Origin of the sequence: Allobaculum sp. Allo2, from assembly GCF_022701175.1 — a bacterium.
GTDB lineage: Bacteria > Bacillota_I > Bacilli_A > Erysipelotrichales > Erysipelotrichaceae > Allobaculum > Allobaculum fili.
This window is the reverse complement of sequence record NZ_CP078088.1, coordinates 1662694-1683544: the sequence shown is the minus strand read 5'-3', so window position 1 is coordinate 1683544 and position 20851 is coordinate 1662694. Positions and strand designations below refer to the sequence as shown.

26 protein-coding genes and 4 pseudogenes are annotated in these 20851 nt (G+C 51.0%); 6 read left to right on the top strand and 24 right to left on the bottom strand.

Going from position 1 to position 20851, the window contains the following annotated elements:
- Positions 1 to 108: 108 nt before the first annotated feature.
- The 6 genes from murD to KWG61_RS09400 form a co-directional block, all read right to left on the bottom strand.
- On the bottom strand, positions 109 to 1074 hold the full coding sequence (gene murD / locus KWG61_RS09415; protein ID WP_242745634.1) for a UDP-N-acetylmuramoyl-L-alanine--D-glutamate ligase: 966 nt from the start codon (positions 1072 to 1074) through the stop codon (positions 109 to 111).
- A 32-nt stretch (positions 1075 to 1106) separates the two neighbouring features.
- Entirely contained in the window at positions 1107 to 1430 is a 324-nt protein-coding gene (locus tag KWG61_RS09410; RefSeq protein WP_242743547.1) for a hypothetical protein, read from the bottom strand.
- A gap of 395 nt (positions 1431 to 1825) precedes the next feature.
- A complete protein-coding gene (locus KWG61_RS16285) occupies positions 1826 to 1948 on the bottom strand; it encodes a hypothetical protein (RefSeq protein WP_256460662.1) in 123 nt (40 codons plus the stop codon).
- A complete protein-coding gene (locus KWG61_RS17445) occupies positions 1948 to 2316 on the bottom strand; it encodes a hypothetical protein (protein ID WP_367614181.1) in 369 nt (122 codons plus the stop codon). The genes KWG61_RS16285 and KWG61_RS17445 overlap by 1 nt, the downstream gene beginning before the upstream one ends.
- Positions 2271 to 2837 (bottom strand): hypothetical protein, encoded by a 567-nt coding sequence (locus KWG61_RS17440; protein WP_367614180.1) that lies wholly within the window; start codon positions 2835 to 2837, stop codon positions 2271 to 2273. The genes KWG61_RS17445 and KWG61_RS17440 overlap by 46 nt, the downstream gene beginning before the upstream one ends.
- 404 nt (positions 2838 to 3241) lie before the next feature.
- Complete coding sequence (locus KWG61_RS09400; RefSeq protein WP_230267694.1) at positions 3242 to 4624, bottom strand: neutral/alkaline non-lysosomal ceramidase N-terminal domain-containing protein; 1383 nt, start codon at positions 4622 to 4624, stop codon at positions 3242 to 3244.
- A 343-nt stretch (positions 4625 to 4967) separates the two neighbouring features.
- Between KWG61_RS09400 and rpmB the strand changes: the two are divergent.
- Positions 4968 to 5158: pseudogene (gene rpmB, locus KWG61_RS09395) on the top strand (50S ribosomal protein L28).
- A gap of 44 nt (positions 5159 to 5202) precedes the next feature.
- On the opposite strand, the gene KWG61_RS09390 reads toward rpmB, so the two are convergent.
- The 5 genes from KWG61_RS09390 to KWG61_RS09370 form a co-directional block, all read right to left on the bottom strand.
- Positions 5203 to 6057 carry a hypothetical protein gene (locus KWG61_RS09390; protein WP_242743546.1) on the bottom strand — a complete coding sequence of 285 codons (855 nt, stop codon included), beginning with the start codon at positions 6055 to 6057 and terminating at the stop codon, positions 5203 to 5205.
- 314 nt (positions 6058 to 6371) lie between these two features.
- The gene (locus KWG61_RS09385) at positions 6372 to 7448 is read right to left on the bottom strand and encodes an MBG domain-containing protein (RefSeq protein WP_242743545.1); all 1077 of its coding nucleotides are present in this window, start codon (positions 7446 to 7448) and stop codon (positions 6372 to 6374) included.
- A complete protein-coding gene (locus tag KWG61_RS09380; protein ID WP_242743544.1) occupies positions 7445 to 9433 on the bottom strand; it encodes an MBG domain-containing protein in 1989 nt (662 codons plus the stop codon). Before KWG61_RS09380 ends, KWG61_RS09385 begins: the two co-directional genes overlap by 4 nt.
- The gene (locus KWG61_RS09375) at positions 9409 to 9975 is read right to left on the bottom strand and encodes a hypothetical protein (RefSeq protein ID WP_230267699.1); all 567 of its coding nucleotides are present in this window, start codon (positions 9973 to 9975) and stop codon (positions 9409 to 9411) included. The genes KWG61_RS09380 and KWG61_RS09375 overlap by 25 nt, the downstream gene beginning before the upstream one ends.
- A 36-nt stretch (positions 9976 to 10011) precedes the next feature.
- Positions 10012 to 10278, bottom strand: coding sequence for a hypothetical protein (locus KWG61_RS09370; RefSeq protein WP_230267700.1), 267 nt, complete (start codon positions 10276 to 10278; stop codon positions 10012 to 10014).
- 131 nt (positions 10279 to 10409) lie between these two features.
- Here KWG61_RS09370 and KWG61_RS09365 point away from each other — a divergent pair, with 131 nt between their 5' ends.
- Entirely contained in the window at positions 10410 to 11156 is a 747-nt protein-coding gene (locus tag KWG61_RS09365) for an SDR family NAD(P)-dependent oxidoreductase (protein ID WP_256460861.1), read from the top strand.
- Positions 11157 to 11356: 200 nt separating this feature from the next.
- On the opposite strand, the gene KWG61_RS09360 is transcribed toward KWG61_RS09365, so the two are convergent.
- From KWG61_RS09360 to KWG61_RS09305, 13 genes and pseudogenes are all read right to left on the bottom strand, one after another.
- A complete protein-coding gene (locus KWG61_RS09360) occupies positions 11357 to 11959 on the bottom strand; it encodes a hypothetical protein (protein WP_242743542.1) in 603 nt (200 codons plus the stop codon).
- A gap of 5 nt (positions 11960 to 11964) precedes the next feature.
- Positions 11965 to 12681: a hypothetical protein gene (locus KWG61_RS09355; RefSeq protein ID WP_242743541.1), complete on the bottom strand. Its 717-nt coding sequence runs from the start codon at positions 12679 to 12681 to the stop codon at positions 11965 to 11967.
- Between the two features lie 129 nt (positions 12682 to 12810).
- Positions 12811 to 13050 (bottom strand): annotated as a pseudogene (locus KWG61_RS09350) (thiamine diphosphokinase); the annotation flags it as partial.
- On the bottom strand, positions 13026 to 13298 hold the full coding sequence (locus KWG61_RS09345; RefSeq protein ID WP_242743540.1) for a hypothetical protein: 273 nt from the start codon (positions 13296 to 13298) through the stop codon (positions 13026 to 13028). The pseudogene KWG61_RS09350 and the gene KWG61_RS09345, both read right to left, overlap by 25 nt.
- Positions 13292 to 13615: a hypothetical protein gene (locus KWG61_RS17435; protein WP_367614179.1), complete on the bottom strand. Its 324-nt coding sequence runs from the start codon at positions 13613 to 13615 to the stop codon at positions 13292 to 13294. Before KWG61_RS17435 ends, KWG61_RS09345 begins: the two co-directional genes overlap by 7 nt.
- The gene (locus KWG61_RS17430; RefSeq protein WP_367614178.1) at positions 13558 to 13947 is read right to left on the bottom strand and encodes a hypothetical protein; all 390 of its coding nucleotides are present in this window, start codon (positions 13945 to 13947) and stop codon (positions 13558 to 13560) included. Before KWG61_RS17430 ends, KWG61_RS17435 begins: the two co-directional genes overlap by 58 nt.
- A gap of 472 nt (positions 13948 to 14419) precedes the next feature.
- Positions 14420 to 15289, bottom strand: a complete 870-nt coding sequence (gene rsgA / locus KWG61_RS09335; protein WP_230267705.1) for a ribosome small subunit-dependent GTPase A — start codon at positions 15287 to 15289, stop codon at positions 14420 to 14422.
- 8 nt (positions 15290 to 15297) lie between these two features.
- The gene (locus KWG61_RS09330; protein ID WP_242743539.1) at positions 15298 to 16305 is read right to left on the bottom strand and encodes a PASTA domain-containing protein; all 1008 of its coding nucleotides are present in this window, start codon (positions 16303 to 16305) and stop codon (positions 15298 to 15300) included.
- On the bottom strand, positions 16302 to 17033 hold the full coding sequence (locus tag KWG61_RS09325; protein WP_242743538.1) for a protein kinase: 732 nt from the start codon (positions 17031 to 17033) through the stop codon (positions 16302 to 16304). The genes KWG61_RS09330 and KWG61_RS09325 overlap by 4 nt, the downstream gene beginning before the upstream one ends.
- Positions 16991 to 17530 carry a hypothetical protein gene (locus KWG61_RS09320; protein ID WP_367614177.1) on the bottom strand — a complete coding sequence of 180 codons (540 nt, stop codon included), beginning with the start codon at positions 17528 to 17530 and terminating at the stop codon, positions 16991 to 16993. The genes KWG61_RS09325 and KWG61_RS09320 overlap by 43 nt, the downstream gene beginning before the upstream one ends.
- On the bottom strand, positions 17527 to 17766 hold the full coding sequence (locus tag KWG61_RS09315) for a PP2C family serine/threonine-protein phosphatase (protein WP_242743537.1): 240 nt from the start codon (positions 17764 to 17766) through the stop codon (positions 17527 to 17529). The genes KWG61_RS09320 and KWG61_RS09315 overlap by 4 nt, the downstream gene beginning before the upstream one ends.
- A 217-nt stretch (positions 17767 to 17983) precedes the next feature.
- Positions 17984 to 18181 carry a cupin domain-containing protein gene (locus KWG61_RS09310; protein WP_242745630.1) on the bottom strand — a complete coding sequence of 66 codons (198 nt, stop codon included), beginning with the start codon at positions 18179 to 18181 and terminating at the stop codon, positions 17984 to 17986.
- Positions 18133 to 18324 (bottom strand): hypothetical protein, encoded by a 192-nt coding sequence (locus tag KWG61_RS09305; protein ID WP_242743536.1) that lies wholly within the window; start codon positions 18322 to 18324, stop codon positions 18133 to 18135. The genes KWG61_RS09310 and KWG61_RS09305 overlap by 49 nt, the downstream gene beginning before the upstream one ends.
- Before the next feature lie 257 nt (positions 18325 to 18581).
- Here KWG61_RS09305 and KWG61_RS17425 point away from each other — a divergent pair, with 257 nt between their 5' ends.
- The 4 genes and pseudogenes from KWG61_RS17425 to KWG61_RS09290 all read left to right on the top strand — a co-directional run bounded on the left by KWG61_RS17425 (position 18582) and on the right by KWG61_RS09290 (position 20843).
- Positions 18582 to 18890, top strand: a complete 309-nt coding sequence (locus KWG61_RS17425; RefSeq protein ID WP_367614176.1) for a LacI family DNA-binding transcriptional regulator — start codon at positions 18582 to 18584, stop codon at positions 18888 to 18890.
- Positions 18791 to 19543 (top strand): LacI family DNA-binding transcriptional regulator, encoded by a 753-nt coding sequence (locus KWG61_RS09295; protein ID WP_367614359.1) that lies wholly within the window; start codon positions 18791 to 18793, stop codon positions 19541 to 19543. Before KWG61_RS17425 ends, KWG61_RS09295 begins: the two co-directional genes overlap by 100 nt.
- A 144-nt stretch (positions 19544 to 19687) precedes the next feature.
- Positions 19688 to 19894: pseudogene (locus tag KWG61_RS17420) on the top strand (MATE family efflux transporter); the annotation flags it as partial.
- Positions 19895 to 19932: 38 nt separating this feature from the next.
- A pseudogene (locus KWG61_RS09290) lies at positions 19933 to 20843 on the top strand (MATE family efflux transporter).
- Positions 20844 to 20851: the final 8 nt, after the last annotated feature.

Sequence of the window (20851 nt, the reverse complement as noted above, 5' to 3'; positions counted from 1 at the left end):
ATTCGTGTTATTTTTGGAAAATTTCTTTCCCTCTTTTCATGCGAAATCGGTTTTTCAAAATAGAAAGACAATATGGATGCGTATTTCCCTTACCGTTGCGGGATCCCTCTACTTCTGCGAATTTACGCGCTGCGCAACGAGTTCCTTGAAAATATCTCCGCGCTGCTCGTAGCTTTTGAACTGATCAAATGAGGAAGTCGCCGGACAGAGCAGAATGACTTCACCTTCTCTGGCATTCGCCAGTGCCGCATCGAGTGCTTCTTCCATCGTTTCCAGTACTACGGTGTTTGAGAAAATATCCGGGAACTTCGGTCCGATCTGTCCAAAGGCGTAGCACTTCGCGATCACCGGATCGTATTCCTTTAAAACGGAGTAGTCGATTCCCTTGTCCTTGCCGCCTGCAAGCAGATGAACGCCGCCTTTAAAACTGGAGAGCGCCGCGATAGCGGAATGGGTATTGGTCGCCTTGGAGTCGTTATAAATGCGAACGCCATTGAGTGTATCTACATATTCAATACGGTGTTCAACGCCTTTGAATGTCTGGATGACGTCTTCAATATCTTCCTGCTTCACGCCCATCAAATAAGCCATGGCAGCGGCCATCATCGCGTTGCCCAGGTTGAAATCGCCGACCAGTTTGAGATCGGCCGCGGTAAACAGCCGGGTGCCCTGAAGACAGACTTCCCCGTCTTTTACACAGAGATCCGCATTGGGATTCGTAAGCGAAAAATCAATCACCTGACAGGGAATGTTTCTGGCATACTGCATGATCGTTTCATCATCGATGTTACGGATGAAATAATCGTCCATCGTGCAGTTTTCGTAAATGCGGAATTTGGAAGCGTAGTACGCGTCCAGACTGTCCATGTAATCGAGATGGTCCGGCGCCAGATTGGAAACGACCGATACGTGCGGACGGAACGTATCGATGCCCAGCAGCTGGAAGTTGCTCAGTTCCAGTGCGATTTTTGCGGGTTTGTCCTTCAGTTCGAGAGCACATTCAGAAAGTGGAATACCGATGTTTCCAGCCGCACGCGCGTTCGGATCGGCCTTTTTCAGCATTTCGTAAAGAATGGTCGTAATCGTCGTCTTGCCGTCCGTTCCCGTTACCGCCGCGTATTCAAGGTTTTTGCGATGCGATACGCAGTTTCGATTTCGGTATAGACCGGTACGCCAGCTTCGACAAAATACTTCACCAGCGGTGCTCGATACGGGATACCCGGATTTTTCACGACGAAAAGATAGTCTGTATTTTTCAGAAATTCAGGATGACCGCCGTCGTAGACGCGGATCCCCTCCTGTTCGAGTTCGTTCTTTTCAGGAACTTCCTTCATATCCGTGAGGATCACATCGTATCCGTTTTGGTTCAGTAACCGAGCGCCGGCTATGCCCGAACGGGCGGCGCCAATGACAAGGACAGGTGCTGCCATGCTTTTCTCCTTTACGCATCGGCCAGGCTTTCGTTTCGGCCGATTTTCTTCTGCTTTTCCAAAGAGACTGGTCTCTCTTTGTATTCGTTTTGCTCCAGACCGTATTGCTCATGCTGCATCTAGCTCTCGCTTTACGAGGTGAAGGCAAGCTGGCCTTTACGGTATTCAGGCAAAAATCTAAAACTTCAATATCTAAATTCGTTTAATTCGGTTTTGATTGTATCGCTTTTGTGCGCCATACGCGAAACTCTAAAGCTTTTCGCCGAGTTTCAAAAGAATCAATCCGACCAGATTCGGCGATATATAGAGGCGTTTCGCTGTTTCGCTGGTTAGAGATTTGAATGGCATGAAAAGGCCTGATTCCTTTTCGAACCAGGCAAATGAATCAACGGGAATTAATGAAGAATAGCCAGCAGGATGGAAAGCGCGCCGGCGACCATGCCGCAGCCCCAGAACACGTAGCAGACTTTCATCTCACTCCAGCCCTTCTTTTCAAAATGATGGTGAAGCGGCGCCATCAGGAAGATGCGCTTTCTGGTCTTTTATAATAGGTGACCTGAATGATATCCGAGAGCGCTTCCGCAATGAAGACGATACCTGCAATCAGCAAATACAATTCCGTCTGGGTAACCATAGCCGCTGCGGCAAGCAGACCGCCAAGAGCCAGGGAGCCCGTGTCGCCCATGAACACTTTGGCCGGATGAATATTGAAAAACAGATAGCCGATCAGGGCGCAGATGACCAGAAACAGAATCAGAGCGGTATTCAGATCGTTCATCCACACCGCAAAGCAGAGAAACGGAATGAAAGCAGCAATGCAAAGGCCTGCGCAAAGGCCGTCTACGCCATCCGACAGGTTGACTGCGTTGGTCGTGCCGGTAAACATGAAAAAGCGATGATCACAAACAGCCAGGTGGGAAGAACCGCAAAGGACAGGTTGTGCAAATAGAAGGCCGGCTCATTGTACATAAGATAGAGCGCGATCAGAACGAGCGCGAGAATCGACTGCAGACCAAACTTCAGTTTTGGTTTTAAACCGATGTTGGAGTGCTGAACGACGATCAGATAATCATCCGCAAAACCGATCAGACCATAGCCGACATACGCCAGCAGAACAATGGCTGTGTTGATCGTCCAGCCAAACGGCCGGAAGAAAGCGTAATACACAAGGTAGACGAGAACAGGAATGAGAACAAAGGCGATTCCGCCCATCGTCGGGGTTCCCGATTTGGCTTTATGACTTTCCAGTCCTTCCTCTCGCTCCGTCTGGCCGTATTTGAGCTTGCGTAAATAGCGAATCAGCGCCGGCATGCACGCCAGCATCAGACAAAGCACCGCAATTCCAGACAGGATGACCATCGTCAGAAGCCCCGGAGTACTGGGCAACCCGTTAAACATAGATAACATGAAATTTCGCCTCTCTTATTTGTATAAGGGTATCGACCTCGATCTGTGTTTCTTCTTCCGGCAGCGCAAATCCATTTCCAAAGGGATGCGTTGATCGTTTAGGACACCCGTTCAGAATTACGGCACAAAAAGCCGTTTTTCTATGCGAAAGAAAAAGATAGAGGATACAGCGGGTCGAAATCCCGTTTCAATTCCATTTTCAATACCGATCGAGGCTGTTCACATACGCCGGACTGCCGGATTCTGATCGCAAAAACACCAGAAAAGCAGCCGGGAAAAATAGATGAGCAGCCTGCTTCTGCCGGATTTGCGTACCAAAAAAGGACGCAGGCGGGCAGATCGCATGAATTATACCATGATTGGGAAAACGCAGGAAAAACGGGATTTCCCTATTCTGCGTACGACTATTCCCGCTTCTTTGAAGCCATCGTTTTCTGGATCTGATCCATCAGCTGTTCGCCCTGCGAGCGGGCAAACAAGGAGCAGCAGGCTTCATAGTCTTCATCATCCCAGGCTTTTTCATCCGTTAAATACAGCTGATAGCCGTTCGTACAGGAAACAAAGTGAACACGCTTTGAATCAAAAGGCGAAATGAGCGACGAGAAGATTTCGCAGGGCAGCCCGACAAACGTCTGCGCATCCCAGCGCACAAACGTTACATTCATTTCTCGCTTGGGTACGCCGTCATAGCTTATGGCGTAAATACAGCGTGCCTGATCAGCATCCCGTTTGACGGCGGCAAGCCGTAAAGTCAGCGGATCCAGCGGGTTTCCTGCAACGCTGGCCTGTTCCAGTTCGTTCAGATGGTTCTGACTGGCTTCCAGCCGTCTTTGCGCTTCCTGTACTGGTTTTGGGCGGGCGCTTTGAAGAACATATGTTTTTTCAAAGACCTCAATGGGTTTTACAGGCTGTTCGTTCCAGCTCAAGCCCAAAACAGCGCTTGCCAGAATGGATCCCAGACGATCGGCTTCGTCAAAACTGGATGCTTTGCGGGTATAGCGCGTGGAAATATCGCCGCAGGCCCCGTTAAAGAAAAGAACCTGATCATACCCGGCTTCTTTCAGATGCTTGCGCGCGGCTCCATAAAAATCAGCCGATCCATATACATTGGAAGCGTTCAGAACCGTCGGATGACAGGCAAAGAAAACAAGCAGAGCCTTTTGCGCATCCGTCTCGATCTGAAGGGCGTAAAGCGCATCGTTACCAGGCAAACTCGGATCGGTACGATTGCTGCCAAGGCCTTTACAGAGCGAATACCCGGACTGCACGTGCAAAATGCGTCCATCTTTCATCGTATTCCAGGCATCCAGGATGGCTGCGCCTACGCTTTGTGCGACGGCTTCAATCGTCTTTTCGTCGGTCTTGCAGGCAAAATACTGCGCCTGCTTCAATATTCCGGATCGGGTTTCTAAAAGGCCGCCCATGGCGGAATGTGTATGGATCGCATGTACGATCAGCGTACGCGCCGGAAAGTTCTGGGCATCGAGCGCTGCCTGGATGGCTTCGATCAGCAGATGATCCACAGCCAGGACGTCCAGACTGGCAATCACGATCACTTCCTCCATCTGGTTTAAAACCATGATTGAAGCCATGAGCGGATCATGACTGCCTTTCGCACTTCGCGTCTTTCCATAGCCGGCCAGCGGCGTGTCGATCGGAAGCGAAAGTTCCCTATGGGCAACGCCGGCCTGAATGCATATTGTATTGCCGGATTTTTCTCTGATTCTGTCCGTGGAATCCATGGCGTTTTCATCGAGTTCGCATGAGTTTTGTGTATTGGTTTTCATACCTTTATCTTAGCCGCAAAGCGCGCAGATGAGATCGGATTTTCGGAAGAAGGCAGCTATGAGTGCGTATGGAGCGGATCGTCGAAATCTGGCGTACTTTAAAGGAAATTTGCGATCTTTCATTCTTCCCTTTTGAACTTGTTTTCAATTCCCTGTACAATGTACAGCGTTTGGTAGAAATTCCTCTGATTCAGGCCTTCTCATTGCTCGGCTTGCCGAATGGAAAAGGCCCCGCCAGATTCGTCTTTGTACTTTATTTTTGAAGACTTGAATTTGTATGGGTTGAATGTTACTATCTTTAACGACTGTTTGGACAGTCAAGACTGGAGAAGGAGGGATCAAGATGTCTAGAAAGTGTGCAATCTCTGGTAAAGGACCTATGTCCGGAAACAAACGTTCTCACTCCATGAGAGCTTCCCGCCGCAAATGGAACGTAAACCTGCAGAAAGCAACTGTCATGGTGGACGGTGAACCAAAACAATTCGGGTTGCTGCCAGAACACTCAGAACCATGAAGAAACAGGGTACCATCTAATTCCTGCTCTTCCTGTGGACTGTAACATCCTAATCGAATACTGATTACATGCAAGAGAGGCCGCCAAGCGGTCTTTTTTGTGCTTTGCTGACGGTTTCCGATGAAGCAATAAAAGCAGAAAAGGCATTCCAGAGAGGAAAATCCTCGTTGGGATGCCTCTTTTCATGGAATGCCTGTTTCATCCTTCCAAACTGCACGGAGAAAGCCAGATCGCTTGGTCCGACATTCTGTCCAGTCTGGATCAAAACGGCGTTATTTACCTTTTGATCTTTACGATCTTTTCTGTTTTTGCGATGCAGTCCGAAAAGGGCGAGCAGCGCAGCAGCGGCGCTGATCACGGATGCGCCAAATGTTGGAAGAAGCGATGCGGCCGTATCTGGTGTGTTTGCCGCCTTGGAATCGTCTTTCGGATCCGTTTTGGGATCGTTCGTTTTGTCGTTTTTCGGATCTTCCGGCTGTTCTGGCTGTTCGGGGTCTGGAGCATTTTCTTCTTCCAGGCGGCTTGTGAGCAGGCAGTCTCTTCTCTCTTCAAGCCCAAAGGAAATAGAAGATCCGTCCGCAGAGCGTGTAAAGTCGATCGGTGTCCATGTGCCGTTTGAAAGAGCGAAAAGACGAAGCTCCGTGCCTTCTTTTCGCATCTCTTCAGGAAGACGCATTTGTGCAGGCACAGAACAGCCTGTCGATTTAGCGTTCTGGCCATTCGATCCAAAGGGATGTTCGAGCGCAAGAGAGAAAGCAAGTGCATGCTCCTCTGCATCTGGATTCGACAAATCCGGAACTTTCTCAGCGAGATCTGCGCTTCGATCCTGAATATGCAGCGTAATCGTCTGATCCTGTCCGTCCGCAATAGCCGCCATTTCCATCGCGCTGAGTTCTCCGCGATCAGCAAGAACATTCAAAATATCCTCATGCAGGGCAGACAGGGTGAAGGCAGGAAGCGCGGGATCGGTTTTCGTCTCCAGAAGGAGCTTTCCTGTCCGATCTGGGCGGCTGCATCCTCCGTTCGATCGAAAGTCGGACCGTTAGCGGGAAGAACGACAAAGCTCTGCTTCAGTTCGCCGGTAAAGTTCTGCGTACCCTGAATGGTCAGGACATAGGCGCCGCCGGCGCTTTGGATATGGTCCTTTAACTCCAGCGTAACGAGATATTCTTTGCCGTCCTGCGCTGTATAGATCAGATCTTCAAGCGTCTGTTCGAGTTCCGTTCCGTTTTCTCACAGCAGATCCTTGAGAGTTGCAGAAAATTCTTCAATGGATCGCGGCTCGATGGTCAGCGTTCCCTGTTCTGCTTCCAGACGATAGTTGTCCGAAAGAGCCTCCACATTTGCGGACACCGCGTATTCTCCCGCGTTTTCGCCTTCTTCTCGCGTGAATACGATCTTCGGCTTTTCCTCTTCAAACCAGCCGCTCATTTCCGCTTCAAACTGCGGATCCTTCTCGCCAAATATCTTGCTGGTATCGTTAACGCTCAGATGTACAGCGGCGGGCTGGATTTCAAAGGCTGTGGATTTTTGCGTTTCTTCCAGAACATAGTTGGGATTGCTCAGAGCGGAAATCTGCGCTTCATAGCTGCCGGCATCGGTCTGTGCGCCCAGAACGGCGGCTTTGCAGTCATCGTTTTCGACCAGATTGCTAAGAACAGCCTGCGGATATTGCGGTTTGCCATTATAAATCAAATCGGTGTTCGGCCAGGTGACCTGCACCGTTCTTGGCGTGATGGTTAGCGTACCGGGCTGCAGGACAAACGCGTAATCGCGGTTCGTCTGATCGCTGGCTGAAGGAGACAGCACATAGTCTCCGACCGTTTCGCCGGGCGTTCGCGTCCAGACAATAGCCCCTGGCGTATCGCCTTCGATCAGTCCTTCTGCCTGGAAATCAAACTGCGGATCCGCTTCCCCATATACTTTGGATGCATCCTTCGCTTTCAGGATCGCCGGCTTTGGTGAAATGGAATACTCCATCCTTCCTTCATCCGCCAGTCTGTAGTTGGCGTTCGTCAGTCCAGTAATGCGGACTGTATATCCCGCTCCGGCATGAATGTGCTGACCGTCCACAATGGCTTCACACGTGTCCGTCTCCAGGACACCGTCAAGACGCACTTTGGGAGCCTGCGCCTTTCCGGAATAAACGAGAGGATCTGCAGACCATTGGCAACGAACGTCTTTGGGTTCAATGGTGAAAACGGCGTTTTCTTCTGCGGACAGCTCATAGTTTTCCAGGCCTTCGGGCAAATCGACATGCATCGCATACGTTCCCGCATTTTCACCGGGTTCGCGTTCAACAAGAATCACATACTCGAATTCCTGGCTAAAAGCGGATCCGCGATGACCAGAGCCTGGTTCAGATCGGGTTCCAGATCGCCATACGTTTTTGAACGATTCTTCACCTGGATTTTCACAGGTCGTCTGGCAATGGAATAAAAACAGAAACTCTGACCGGAATCCAGTCTATAGTTCGGATTTTCGAGCGTATCAAAATAGGCCAGATAGTCCTTTCCCGCATTCTTCTCTGCACCGTTTAAATGAAGTCCCAGGGTATCTCGATCTTTCTCAATAACATTGAGGACTTCATAGTCGGGCAGCTGTTCCTGCCCGTTGTAAATCCGCTCCGCATTCGACCATTTAAAGTCCAGAACGCACCGCTCGACATGCATCTTGCCATTCATTGTCGTGATGGAATAGTCGGGGTTGGCCGCTCGATCGACTTTCACCAGAATGTCCGTCATGCCGGCATCCGGATCGGTGTTTGCGGAGACGGTTATGCCGCTCAGCGTATCGCCTTCCACCAGATCCGAAGCAGTCCAGGTCAGTTCCGGATTGGGATCTCCATACGTTTTCGTTTTATCCTCAGCGGCTACCGCAATAGATTTCGGCTTCACTTCGATTTCGACAAGAACTCTGGATGCCGAATAATCGCCGCTCGCTTCGCTTGTAAATTCCAGGACCGCCTTTCCGGCATGATGAATCGACACGCGGCCCGTTTCATCAATGGAAACCGCGCTGCTGTCACTGGGAAGAACCCGCCAGCTCGTTTTTCCTGAGGAGGTACAGTACGGATTGAGCAGATAACTGCCGTCTCCATACGTAACGGAAATCGAATCCGGCAAATACGGCCATGCCGGTTCGATATAGCCTGCCTTCATGTCGAAAGAAACGGATCCGGCCAGATAGTTTTCCGTTTCACTGACCGATACGGTAATGGCGGAGGATCCGTATTTCTGCCCGACCATGTACGTCTTTCCGGCATCGCTTTCGAGTCGGATCACTTCGGGATTGGAACTCGAATAGGTATATTCTCCGTCGCCATTACACCTGACATCGATCGGATACCGGTTGTTCAGGGCGATGTGATGACTCGAAGGCTGACTCCAGACGGGGCTGGCTTTGGTCACGGTAAAAGAATACGTAATCGGGGTATCGAGCGTATAGCAGTCGATTCCGTCTTTGAGGACGATTTCCTGTTCGTAGTCACCGGCTGGAAGCGAAGAAGAAAGCGTGACAATCTCGCCGGTTTTCTTATTGCGAATTGCGCCTTCCGCAAAATCATCGGCGCTTAAAAAGGCGACGTCATGGTCGTAAGCGATATCCAGATTCAGCGCCTGCGGCTCCTGTCCATACGACCAGCTCTGTCGGGAAGGCGTAACCAGCTGGGACACATCCCGCGGCGAGATTTTCAGTGTCTTTCTTATAGACTGGGCACGGTACGTATCGTTGCCCGCAAAGCGCATTTCGATCGTATAGTCGCCGATGCCCTGCAGGCTTAACAGACCGCGTTTCAGTTCGACTTCGTTCTGATCGTCCTGGATCCAGTAATATTGAACCGGCAGTTTATAAGGATTGACGAAACTTGAGCGAATGTCGACAGGAATAATCGTGTAGTCGCGCCAGCTGTCATAGGCATCCAGATTTGGATTTTTCAGCTCGGGATTATAGGCGAGGATCGTTCCGGATGAGCGGACATTGCACTCAAAATCGTCCAGATTCAGTCCTTCTGGATCCGCAATTTCCGCCGTCCAGGTCAGCGTATTGACGACGCCGCGCGTCGGACTGTAGTCCGGACACGAATATGTATAGTAAATGGTTACTTCCTGACCGTTGCTTTCGCGTCGGCCTTTGCCGACAGGATTCGGCGCGTAGGTGGACTTCATCAGAGCGCTGAATGTTCGGCAGTCGCTGGCAAGATGAATATCTTCCGGAACCGGAACAATGGTCAGCTTTTCTTTTCGCGTAGGCGAAAAGACTTTTGTCAGGGTTACGGTGTTTTCACTTTCTTCCATAAGCTGCCATCCTGAATTTCAAGGATGACCTGGGCTGTATAGATGCTGCTGTATCCGGCCCGGGCAGTTTCCGCAAGCTGTGTTCCGGAAAAATCCGACCAGCGAATCACGGCACTGGTCACACCCTCTACGGCTGTAAGCGAACGGCTAAACAAGGCGCCGGGCTCCGGATCCGTAAGAGAAGAAAGCAGCGTATTCAGATCGATCCGGACGGCTTCGTCCGAAACAGCAGGATAGGTCTGTGTTGGCAAGTGCAATCCCGAATCGACAGTATCAGCGCCGCTCTCCGCTTCACCGGATGGGGTTGGGGCTGGCGTACTAGGTTTTTCTGCAGGAACCGAAGCGTCTGCTTCCTGAAAAGCAACAGACTTTACCGCCGGCTGGGATGGGGCCGCTTCCGGGGTTGCAAAATCGGAATGAGCGGGAGCCGGTTCCGTGCTGGATTCGACAGGATCCTGTGCCTGTACAGGCAGAGCGGTCAGAATCAGCGAGCACGGAAGAAGGCAGGTTAAAAATCGGGCAAGACGATCACGTTTATTCATTATGTTCTCTCCTGGATCGTTCTCTATTTCAAACGATCAGTCAGAATCAGTATGCCAAGCTGCGCAATCCCAACGCACAATATCTTTTTGCTCTCTTTGCGTTTTATGATTCAATTCGTTCATTTTTATTGAAATATACAAATCATATCTTATTAATAAACAATAATTATTTTTAACGATAACTGTTATATTTTGATCGGTTTCCCGATTGTTCTGTTCTGTCGCTTCTCTCTTGCGCAAATTCCGGATTTTGGATGCTTCTTCTGGAAACCGTTTCGCGTACAGCGCTTTCTCCTCTTTCAAAAGCTGTGAAGCAGATCGATTTCACCTGATAAAAGTCACTTTTTGAGTACTTTTCCCTTCATAAATCGTGAATTTATTATCTTATCCATTTTAGTTTGTCAAATGAATCCCAGCGGTTAAAATAGAAACAAATTCAGGAGGTCTCTTATGTCCCAAAAGTCGCTGTTATCACGGGCGGAACCCGCGGGATCGGTTTTGCGACCGTGGAAGCTTTCCTTGCGGAAGGCTATACCGTCGTCCTGTACGGATCCCGTAAGGAAACGGTCGACAAAGCTCTCGAAGAGCTAAACCATAATCCAAACGTTTCCGGCCGCTGGTCATCTCTCGTAGATGAAGACGCCATCGCGAAAGATTTCCAGGAAATCAAGGAGGAATTCGGCTCGCTGGATGTTCTCGTCAACAATGCCGGCGTTTCCGACTCCACGCCTTTCCTTTCCTATACGGAAGAAAAATTTAAGAAAATTATTGATCTGAATGTCGTCGCTCCTTACGTATGCTCCCATGCTGCTGCTCTGATCATGAAAGAGCAGGGTCACGGCGTCATTCTGACGACCTCATCCATGGTCTCCAAATACGGCCAGCCTTCCGGTGTGGCGTATCCGGTTTCCAAGTTTGCGGTAAACGGCATGACCATTTCTCTGGCGCGTGAACTCGGCAAATACAACATTCGCGTCAATGCCGTCGCTCCTGGCATCACCATGACCGACATGGTCAAGGCCCTGCCGGAAAACATGATCAATCCATTGATCAGCTCCATTCCGATTCGCCGGATCGGCGAACCCGAAGACATTGCCAAAGCGTTCGTCTTCCTTGCCAGTGATCAGGCCAGCTACATCACCGGCGCCATCCTTCCTGTTGACGGCGCGATGAATACCTGAGCTGCTGACTATCGCTAAAAAACAGTTCATTCCAGCCAGACAATACAAAACCGCCCGTCCTGCATAAACGCTGCGCAGAACGGGCGGTTTTTGTTTCAGAAAAGAAGAAAGCTCTGGCGGATTTGAGCCAGAACAGCCGATTCATTCGGACGTATAAAGCGGCGATACGGATCTGAATCTTCGTGCGACGCAAGACGTACTCAGATTCCGGGCTCGCCGACTTTTGGCGAATAGACTTTTCGCTCGACGATCGGCGAATGTTCCTTGGAATATTCGCTTTCCAGATAGTCGTAATACGTTCCCGGCGTAACGATTCCGCGCATTGAAAGAACATCGGAACCGATCCGTCCTAGAATGACATCCGCAAACTGAACACAGTTTTCGCCGGCGACCCAGTACGTTTTGAAGCAGCCGTTCTTGATCTTGAAAAACTTGGCGCCGGTGTGGAAATGAAGCCGGGACGGATAGTTATCTTCCAGACCTTCCAGCTGACGGCTTCCTCGCCGTTCGATCGGCGAATACCAGCGATAGGAGCGCTTTTTGAGATCTTCGAGTTCCCGCTCGATCAGTTCGTCTTCTTCAGGCGTTGTCTCAATCGAATATTCGAAAATCGTATTGTTTTCATGCGTGATGATGTTGGGGAGATACAGTTCAAACGGAACGGTAAAATAAACGCCATCTCCCAGCATGGAAAAGAAGCGTTCGCTTTCCTTGTCGTAGTTGCCGTAGGAATACACGATGCCTTTCCAGGAAAAGCTGAAATGGCCGACTTTCTGCAGGCCTTCCGGTCCGATGTGGACCATGGCTTTCAGTTTGACTGGGCCCTCTTTTTGGCCGGCTGCACGGGATCGGATTTTCCGCTCTGAAGACGGGTGTTGATCTGACGCAAGGCGAAATCCGGCATAATGGCGGCTAAAACGGTCGGCAATGAAAGGTGAAGCCGTCGCTTCCACTGGTATGTGGCGCTGGTGCGGTCATACAGGTCGATCGCGAAGCGTACAGAAAGCAGGCAGAAATAGACGCCGAAAACTCGAATGAGATCCTGCGTGGAAAACAGGCGGGTAAAGATCAGCGAGAAGCCCAGAATCGCATACGCGATCGTAAACAGAATCATGGAAAAGCGCACGCGGGAACCGTTGGCCCGATTGATGAACGTCTGAATGAGCAGGCAGACGCTGATGCCGACGCAGTAAAAGCCAAAGACGAGCTGCATGATTTTTTCCGGGCGAAGATCACCAAACATCATCAGTACGCCAAAGACCAGAGCCAGCAGTCCGTACACAATTTTGGCTCGTCCCGCTCGACCGCTGATCAGAAAAAGAACGATATTGAACAGACCGTACACGATCAGCGTAACGATCGAAATGTTCAGCACCGCTTCATACAGAAAAGCCGGCATGAACAGGCAGAGAATACCGATGACCAAAAGGCCAAGAGCGAGCAGCCACCCGCCGACCTGCGATCCTTTTTCGATTTCCGACGGATTGGGACGGCGCAGATGCTTACGGTTTTCTTGACTGGACACAGAGAACCCGTCCTTTCTCGACGATCGCAAGCGCCGAATCCTGATGGCTGATGGAGTTGGAGCACGTATAAAATTCGGTCTGGTCAATCGCCCTGTGCGAAAGCGGATAGTCAAAACCGTCGAGTGTGATTACCGAAGGTTCCATCGCAAAAAGGAAATGTGCGGATAGGCTGCATCGATCGTATATTCCCCAGGCAAAAGTACAGAGACTTTATGCCAGGCATCCATAGAGATCGCCTGCGGAACTTTCCAGCACATGCAGCGCAGATTGGCGATCGTATGATCGAGCCTTCCTTCCAGTCCGCCGTACAAAATGATTGTCGTATAGCCCATTTCTGCGGCTTTTAATAACGCGATTTCCGAATCGGTTTCGTTTTTGCGACCGGATAGCGCAGGAAAGGAAACGTATAGCCTTCTGTATTTGCGGCTTTTTGGGTCCTGGCATCCGTCAGATCTTCTTCACTGTCAAAATCCCCGATCGCAAACAGCGGCGTGATGCCTTTTTCGACGAGGATGTGATAGCCGGAATCGATGCCGATCCAGTCGCAGTTCTGAAAATCCGGAAGTATGCGCACAAGCGGCGTCACCAGAATGGCTGTGTCGTGTTTTCTTAACACAGGGATTCAACCGCGCTTTCGATATCGTTTTTGAAAACGTAGCTTCCGGCAACGAGCGTATCTACGCCGGCCGCTTTGGCTTCTTTAGCAGTTTCGGCATTGATTCCGCCGTCAATTTCAATACGGCAGGCCGGGTTGAGTTCTTTTCTCGCTTTGTCAAAGGCGCGGACTTTTTCCAGCACATCCGGAATAAAGCTCTGGCCTCCATAACCTGGATAAACGGACATGATCAGAACGAGATCCGCCTCTTTGACCAGGTTCAGGAAAGGGGCGGGATCGGTATCCGGCTTGAGCGAAAAGCCGGCCTGGATGCCCATATCGTGGATTTCTTTGAGCAGAGCCGACACTTTTTCGGATCGTTATCGAGTGCTTCGACATGGAAAACGATCAGATCCGCCCCGGCGTCCTTAAAGACGCGGGCAAAATACGCGGGATCGCTGACCATCAGATGGACATCAAGAAAGAGATCCGTCGATTTGCGAAACTGCTTGAGAATATCCGGACCAAAGGAGAGATTCGGTACGAAATGTCCGTCCATGACATCGTAATGAATCCATTTTGCCCTGGAGCGTTCGAGCGCGCGAACCTGCTCCAGCATTTTTGTGTAGTCCATCGAAAGAACCGATGGAGCGATAATTAACTCAGCCATTTTTCTTACTTCCTTATCTAATCTGTCCGACAAAACCGATGCCGGGCTGTTCATACAGCCTTTTATCATTAATTTTGTCCTTTACTCTGTCCCCTGTGAACAGCTGGCCAGATTCCCTTTTCCGGCTTTTGTAAGACAAAGCACAGAATCCGGCACCATTAGATTAACAAAAACGATTCAATCGCCACATGGAGCGATTTTTCCCATCCAAAAGTGAGCACGGCCTGCTCGTTTTCTAGCCAGACTGATCGTTCTGTCCATGTGCAATTCTTCCTGCATACGCGGCGGATCTGTCCATATGCGTGGAGTTTTGCAGGGGCAGACTCGAACCTGTAGAAGTGTTTCGATGAAAAGGATCGGATACCGCATAGACAGAAATAAAGCTGGCATTTTCCCTTTTCAGGAAGTCTGCCAGCTTTTGTTTTCTCTGGTGCAGCCGGAGGCAGCTGTTCCATGCGTTTTGGCCAGAGAATCAGTACTGCTTTCGGTTTTTGAATTCTTTCATGATCAGCGCGTAATCTTCATACAGCGTCGGATTGATGTTTCCGTTTTTGACATTTTCCTTAATGATGCAGTCCGGTTCATCCACATGAATGCAGTCCGCAAAGCGGCAGCCTTCTTCCAGATACGGCGCAAAGTCGATCAGACGGCTGGCCAGCGAGGAAACATCCATGCGCGTGAAGTCGAGCGAAGAAAAGCCCGGCGTATCCGCGACGAGGCCGCCGGCAACCGGATGCAGTTCGCAATGGCGGGTCGTATGCTTGCCGCGTCCGAGCGCCTTGGAAATTTCCTGCGTCTGCAGATGGAACGTGGGATCCAGACGGTTTAACAGCGAGCTTTTTCCCGCACCCGACTGGCCGCACAGCACACTGATCCGGCCTTTGAGCAGTTCCTTGAGTTCTTCATCATCGCTGCCCGGATTGGAGACGAACACGCGATAGCCGGCTTTTCGATACCATTCGAGTTCCTGATCGATTTTTTCCTTTTCCTGCGGAGTTAAAAGATCGGACTTGGTAATGCAGATGACCGGTTCGATATCGCAGAGGACAACGAGAAAAATGAGGCGGTTGAGCAGTCTGGACGAAAAATCGGGATCTTTCAGACTCGTGACAATCAGCGCCTGATCGACGTTGCAAACCGCCGGGCGAAGCAGACGGTTGCGTCTAGGCAAAATGGAGTCAATACGCTCGGATCCTTCGATCGTTTCGTAATTTACGATATCGCCGGCCAGCGGCTTTTCGCCTTTGCGCATGCGGCCGCGCGGTGTGGCGACAACCGCTTCCTCGGGCGAGTAAATCGTGTACTGATTGGAAATGACTTTAATAATTCTTCCCTGTTTCATAGGCCTCGTTAGTGATACAGCGTAATGACGCTGTTGCTTCCTTCCTGGGTATAGGTAGAACCGATCGGCGGATCCACATTTTTGACGACAGAGGATCCGTAGACATTTTTCAGAATGACCGCAATGCCCAGTTCGTTGAGCTCATCCTTGATTTCGTTGACATCCCGGCCGATCCAGTCGGAGCGGATGACAACCGATGGATACGTCGATACGGTAAAGCGAATGGGATCCGTTCCCTGCGGATCGATACGCTCGCCCGCGCCAAAGCCGGACTGTGAAAGAATGATGCCCGGATTGGTCTGGGCTGCAGGAACTTCTTCGACTTCGATCGGAATCGTCACGCCATCCTGCGCGAACATCGCCTTGACGTCGTCCAGATACAGACCCGTGTAATCCGAAATCAGATACGTCGGTCCCTTGACTACGCTGAGTGTTAAATGATCGCGTTCGCGAATGTAGCAGCCAGCCGGAAGGCTTGTCGACTGCGCTGTTCCTTTTTCGTAGCTGTCGCTGACGACTTCTTCGATCGTAATCATCGAGTCGCTGATCCCTTTCTCATGCAGAAGGGCGATGGCTTCCTCGTAGGACAGACCCGAAATATTGGGAATCTGGTGCCAGCCAAACCATCCGTCCACCGGCATAACGCCAACGGCCATCAAGATGACCACAATGAGCGCAATCGTCCCGACCAGGCCTAGAACGCCCAGTCCGGCTTTTCGGAGCATCTGTTTTCGTTTCTTCTTACGGACCGGTTTGCGCACCGATTTAGAAGAGACTGACGATGCCAAAGAGGAACGGCCGGTTTTCGGTGTCATTTCGACACGCTCGCCTTTTGCCGGCGCCGCTTTGGATGAACCGCCTGGAAGCAGTGCTTTGGGCAGTTCGAGCGACTTCGTCTTTAATACGAGCGGCGCGACGTTTCGCATTTTCGGATCATAACAGTGATCGAGGGCGTAAAGAAACTCTTCTGCACTCTGAAACCGTTCGTCCGGGGATTTGGCCGTCGCCTTGATCACGATGTTTTCAATAGCCTGCGTAACGGTTGGATTGTACGGCTGAATCGGCGGAAGCGGATCCTGCAGATGCTTGAGGGCAATTTCTGGGGAGGATGTTCCGGTAAAGGGGACGCTTCCGCAGAGCAGTTCAAAAAGACGATGCCTAACGAATACAGATCGACACGCTTGTCGGCATCTTTGCCGGCCGCGCTTTCGGGAGCAATATAATGCGCCGAACCCATAACCGCGTTTTGCGAAGAGAGCGTATCCTTGGAATCCGCCGAAATGGCAATGCCAAAGTCGGAAATTTTCAGTTCGCCGTCCCGGCTGACCAGAATGTTCTGCGGTTTGATATCCCGGTGAATGATATTGCGCTGATGCGCCTGCGCAATCGCGCTCAGCAGCTTTTTCATAATGGAAATCGCCCGTCTGGCCGGCATGGCTCCGGACGAAGCGATGACTTCCTTTAACGTGGAACCCTGAATGTACTCCATGACAATATAATGAAGATCGCCGCTTTCGCCAACGTCATAAATTTCCACCACATTGAGATGATCGAGACGTCTGGCGGCATAGGCTTCGCGAATAAAGCGCAGCAGCGTCTGCGAATCTTCAGCCAGTTCCGGACGAAGAACTTTCACTGCCACTTCCCGGCCGAGCACTTCGTCGTACGCCAGGTAAACCAGCGCCATGCCGCCTTCGCCGATCAGACGAATGATCCGGTAGCGGTTTGCGATTTTATCCTGCATAGCGCCCCCGGTCCGGTCACAATCACCGTACAGTTGTCCGATCCGCCGGCTTCATCCGCAAAACCGATCAGAAGCTTCGCCTTCTGCTCCAGAGAAAGCGGCGATTCCATCGTGCGCAAAATTTTGGCTTCCGGAACGTATCCGTGCAGTCCGTCGGTACAAAGAAGAAGGGCCGCGTAATCGGAAGCGATTTTGTTTACGTCCAGACGGAACGTGCGCCATACGCCAAGAGCATTTGTCAGCGCGCTTCGCTTTTCGTGCTCCATCGCTTCCTGCTGCGTGATCTTATGCTCGTTGATCAGACGCTGCACATAGGAATGGTCTTCACTCATCTGAATCAGGCCGTCGTCATACAGCGCATAGATGCGCGAATCGCCCGCGTTAAAAATATACGTGCCCTGAGAGCAGAGAATGGCGCCGCACGCCGTGGTTCCCATGCCCCGGTTTTTGCGGCTCCACATGGACTTGGAATAAATCGAGTCATTGGCTTTGGTCATCGTCTTATGAATCCAGTCATTGACCTGATAGTCCTTTTCAAAAAGCGGGGCGCTTTTAAACTGCTCTTTGCGATCTGGCAGGCCATGGCGCTGGCCACTTCGCCGCTGACCGCGCCGCCGATGCCGTCGCAGACCATCAGCAGCAAAGCCCCGTGCCGGTTGCGGGCGATGAGAAAACTGTCTTCGTTCAGATCTCTGGATTTGCCAATATCGGTCAGTCCATATACTTCAGTCATGGCCTCATTCCTTTCTTAAAACGTACTGTGAATACTTTCCTGGTTTTTGATTTTCTTTTTGCAGACAGGCTCAATTTGCAAATCCGCCGGCCTGTCTGTTTGGCTTGCAGCTGTCCTGACCTGGTGCCGGTTTCTGGAGAGGATCGTCTTCGCAATCCAATATTGCAGCAGCGCACAAATTCACACCTTTGCAAGGTAAAGGGAAAACCTGAATAATTTAAAGATTGTAAATCAGCGCCATGAACTCGAGCGGTTTGTCGCTGTTGTTTTCAATCGAATGAAAATGGTTGTCTTTAATCGAGCAGATGTCGCCGGCATGAACGAGCGTTCTGGACTGATCATTATCGATGAACGTGCCTTCTCCGCTCAAAATATAGTAGGGCTCGGTTTCCCCAGCGTGCTGGTGCCAGCCGATGGAGCAGCCCGGATCCAGAACGACGCGGGCATACAGCCGTCCGGCTTTTTGAGATCTTCTTTTGTCTGAATATGGAAAACTTTTGCGACGCCTTTTCCGCCGCCAAGATTCGATACATAATCGCAGGTTTCGTGACGAATCATACGCCCCTCCTTGAATTCTTCTCTGATCGGCTGAAAGCCGATTTGAACACGATTTGTTCAGCCGTTTTTCAGGATTTCAAAACGGCCTGCAGGTTCAGTGTATCATTCCCTGGCGCCGGCGTCTGAGCCGGTCCGGATTTCCAGCAGGAAATGCAGACGGATCCTGCAGACCGCCAGGAAAACATCGATAATTTTTCGATTAGCAAGGTTAACAATTTAACATTTGAGTTTGATTTTTGACTTTCTAAACTGAAGCTATGGAAAAAATTCGACTGGCGGATATTGCAGAATCTCTCGGGCTTTCTGTAGCGGCCGTCTCCTATGTACTCAATGGAAAAGAAGGAAAAGTCTCGGCCAGAACCCGTGCGCGCGTTCTGGAGATGGTCAAAAAGCGGTTACCTTCCGGAACGTGCGGAAGTTCTGCTCGGACGCAATCCTTCAAAAATGATCGGACTGATCGTTCACGATCATCCCGAATACGAAGGGCTCCCTTGAGAACCCGTATTATGCCCGGTTTATTTCCTTTCTTCAAAAAGAAGTCGTCAAAGCCGGCTGCGATCTTCTGATCAAAACCGCCAAAGGCTGGAAGGAAGCGGCGGAATTCGCCTCGATGTGGAATATGCAAGGCCTGATTGTCGCCGGCTTCTGCGATGGCGATTACCGCTCTTTGCAGGATATGCTTCACATTCCGATGACCGCCATGGACGTCTCTTCTCCTGCGCCGGGAATTTCTTCGGTCTGCGCCGATGATTTTAAAGGGGGCGTTCTGGCGGGCGAGTATTTAAAAGCGATGGGTCATTCGCACGTGCTCGTTTTGACAACCAATCTGGAATGCAACGACAAAAACCGAATCGACGGTCTGCGAAGCACCGGAATCGACACAGAAATTCTGATGATTCCCCCAACGCACAACGCGCGAAACGAACTTTTGCGAAACTATGACTTTTCCCGCACCAGAGCAGTCTTTTGCGTCAGCGACCGGCAGGCTTTAGAACTCTCTTCCCTTTTGTATCAGCGAAACCTCCGTGTCCCGCAGGACGTGTCGATTCTTGGGTTTGACGGAATCGATGCGGGTGCGTATGCGTGTCCGCCGCTGACGACCGTTGCGCAGGATCTGGAACAGAAAGCGCATCTGGCCGTTGCAGCTCTGGACGAAAATCCTTCCCGTAAAGTGAGCGACGTCTTTCTTTGCGAACGAAAAAGTGTGGCGTATGCGTAAGGACTTTTTCAGAACCGTTTTGAAAATCGCGGTTCCCGCGGCTTTGCAGTCGATGGCGGTCAGCTGCTTTTCCATCGCCGATCAGATCATGATCGGCCAGTCCGAGAGACCGTCATTGCAGGTGTCGGATTCGGCGCCAAATTCGTGTCGCTGGCCCTTGCGATCCTGTCCGGAGCTGCCGCTGGAGCCGGTATTCTCTGCGCGCAGTACGAAGGGCAGAATAACCGACAGGCCATGATAGAAAGCTTCTCACAGATTTTTCTGTTTTCCATGGCGATCAGCGCGCTTTTCATTTTGCTTTCGCTGACGGCTTCCGTCCCCGTCATGGGCTTGTACAGTCCAGATCCAGATGCAGTGGCAGCCGCTTCGCGCTATTTGACGATTTATGTGTGGACGCTCCTTTTTCGAGCGTCACCACGCTGTATGCGGTTCTGCTTCGCTGCTGCGGCTATCCATCGCACCCGTTACATGCGTCCCTGGCAGGTATCGTCGCCAACACCGCACTCAATGCGCTGTTCATTTTTGGTCTGGGCGGACAGGAAGTCGGCGCAGCCTGGGCTTCGCTGTTCTCGCAGGCGCTGATGGCGGGACTCGCCTGGAAGATGGTTCGAAAGCATCTTCCCTGGGTACATCTTCATTTTTCAAAATCGCATCTGGGCATGATCATCCGCATCCTTCTGCCTCTGCTGATCTGCGAAGGGTTGTGGTCGCTTGGCGAAAACGTCTACGCGATGGTATATGGTCATACCTCTACCGTCCAGTCGGCGGCCATGACGATGACGATTCCTTTACAAAGCCTGCTGATGGGAATTCTTGGCGGCTTTTCGCAGGCTGCCGGCATTCTGATCGGTCAGCGACTGGGAAAAGGCCAGTACGAAAATGCCTGGAACGATTCCCTGTCGCTGATTCGCTATTCGTTTTTGCATCCCTGCTTTTTGCGACTTTGCTCGTTCTGCTTTCCCCGCTGTATGTTTCGCTTTTTTCGGTCGACGGGAATGTACGGCAGATGACTCTGCAGCTCATTGCCGCCTTTGCGCTGATGTCGATCGTCAAAGTGCAGAACATGGTTATTGCCGGCGGGATTTTACGAAGCGGCGGGCAAACGAGTATTGTCATGGCCATCGATCTGATCGGGACCTGGGGCTTTGGCGTACCGCTGGCTTTCTTTGCGCTCCATCAGGGCTTTTCCATTCTCTGGATTTATCTGATTCTTTCTTCAGAGGAAGTCGTTCGTCTTCTGATCAGTCTGGCCGTTCTTGTTTCGCGCAAATGGATGAAGACGCTGCCTGCGCAAGGTTAGCAAGAGAC

What these genes read in the sequence shown, in the direction of transcription:
- KWG61_RS09410 (WP_242743547.1), bottom strand. Translation starts at nt 1,430, where the DNA reads ATGGCAGCACCTGTCCTTGTCATTGGCGCCGCCCGTTCGGGCATAGCC.
- KWG61_RS16285 (WP_256460662.1), bottom strand. Translation starts at nt 1,948, where the DNA reads ATGGCGCCGCTTCACCATCATTTTGAAAAGAAGGGCTGGAGTGAGATG.
- KWG61_RS17445 (WP_367614181.1), bottom strand. Translation starts at nt 2,316, where the DNA reads ATGTTTACCGGCACGACCAACGCAGTCAACCTGTCGGATGGCGTAGAC.
- KWG61_RS17440 (WP_367614180.1), bottom strand. Translation starts at nt 2,837, where the DNA reads ATGTTATCTATGTTTAACGGGTTGCCCAGTACTCCGGGGCTTCTGACG.
- KWG61_RS09400 (WP_230267694.1), bottom strand. Translation starts at nt 4,624, where the DNA reads ATGAAAACCAATACACAAAACTCATGCGAACTCGATGAAAACGCCATG.
- KWG61_RS09380 (WP_242743544.1), bottom strand. Translation starts at nt 9,433, where the DNA reads ATGGAAGAAAGTGAAAACACCGTAACCCTGACAAAAGTCTTTTCGCCT.
- KWG61_RS09375 (WP_230267699.1), bottom strand. Translation starts at nt 9,975, where the DNA reads ATGAATAAACGTGATCGTCTTGCCCGATTTTTAACCTGCCTTCTTCCG.
- KWG61_RS09360 (WP_242743542.1), bottom strand. Translation starts at nt 11,959, where the DNA reads ATGGTCCACATCGGACCGGAAGGCCTGCAGAAAGTCGGCCATTTCAGC.
- KWG61_RS17435 (WP_367614179.1), bottom strand. Translation starts at nt 13,615, where the DNA reads ATGGGCATCCAGGCCGGCTTTTCGCTCAAGCCGGATACCGATCCCGCC.
- KWG61_RS17430 (WP_367614178.1), bottom strand. Translation starts at nt 13,947, where the DNA reads ATGGCTGAGTTAATTATCGCTCCATCGGTTCTTTCGATGGACTACACA.
- rsgA (WP_230267705.1), bottom strand. Translation starts at nt 15,289, where the DNA reads ATGAAACAGGGAAGAATTATTAAAGTCATTTCCAATCAGTACACGATT.
- KWG61_RS09325 (WP_242743538.1), bottom strand. Translation starts at nt 17,033, where the DNA reads ATGCAGGATAAAATCGCAAACCGCTACCGGATCATTCGTCTGATCGGC.
- KWG61_RS09320 (WP_367614177.1), bottom strand. Translation starts at nt 17,530, where the DNA reads ATGACCAAAGCCAATGACTCGATTTATTCCAAGTCCATGTGGAGCCGC.
- KWG61_RS09315 (WP_242743537.1), bottom strand. Translation starts at nt 17,766, where the DNA reads ATGACTGAAGTATATGGACTGACCGATATTGGCAAATCCAGAGATCTG.
- KWG61_RS09305 (WP_242743536.1), bottom strand. Translation starts at nt 18,324, where the DNA reads ATGATTCGTCACGAAACCTGCGATTATGTATCGAATCTTGGCGGCGGA.
- KWG61_RS17425 (WP_367614176.1), top strand. Translation starts at nt 18,582, where the DNA reads ATGGAAAAAATTCGACTGGCGGATATTGCAGAATCTCTCGGGCTTTCT.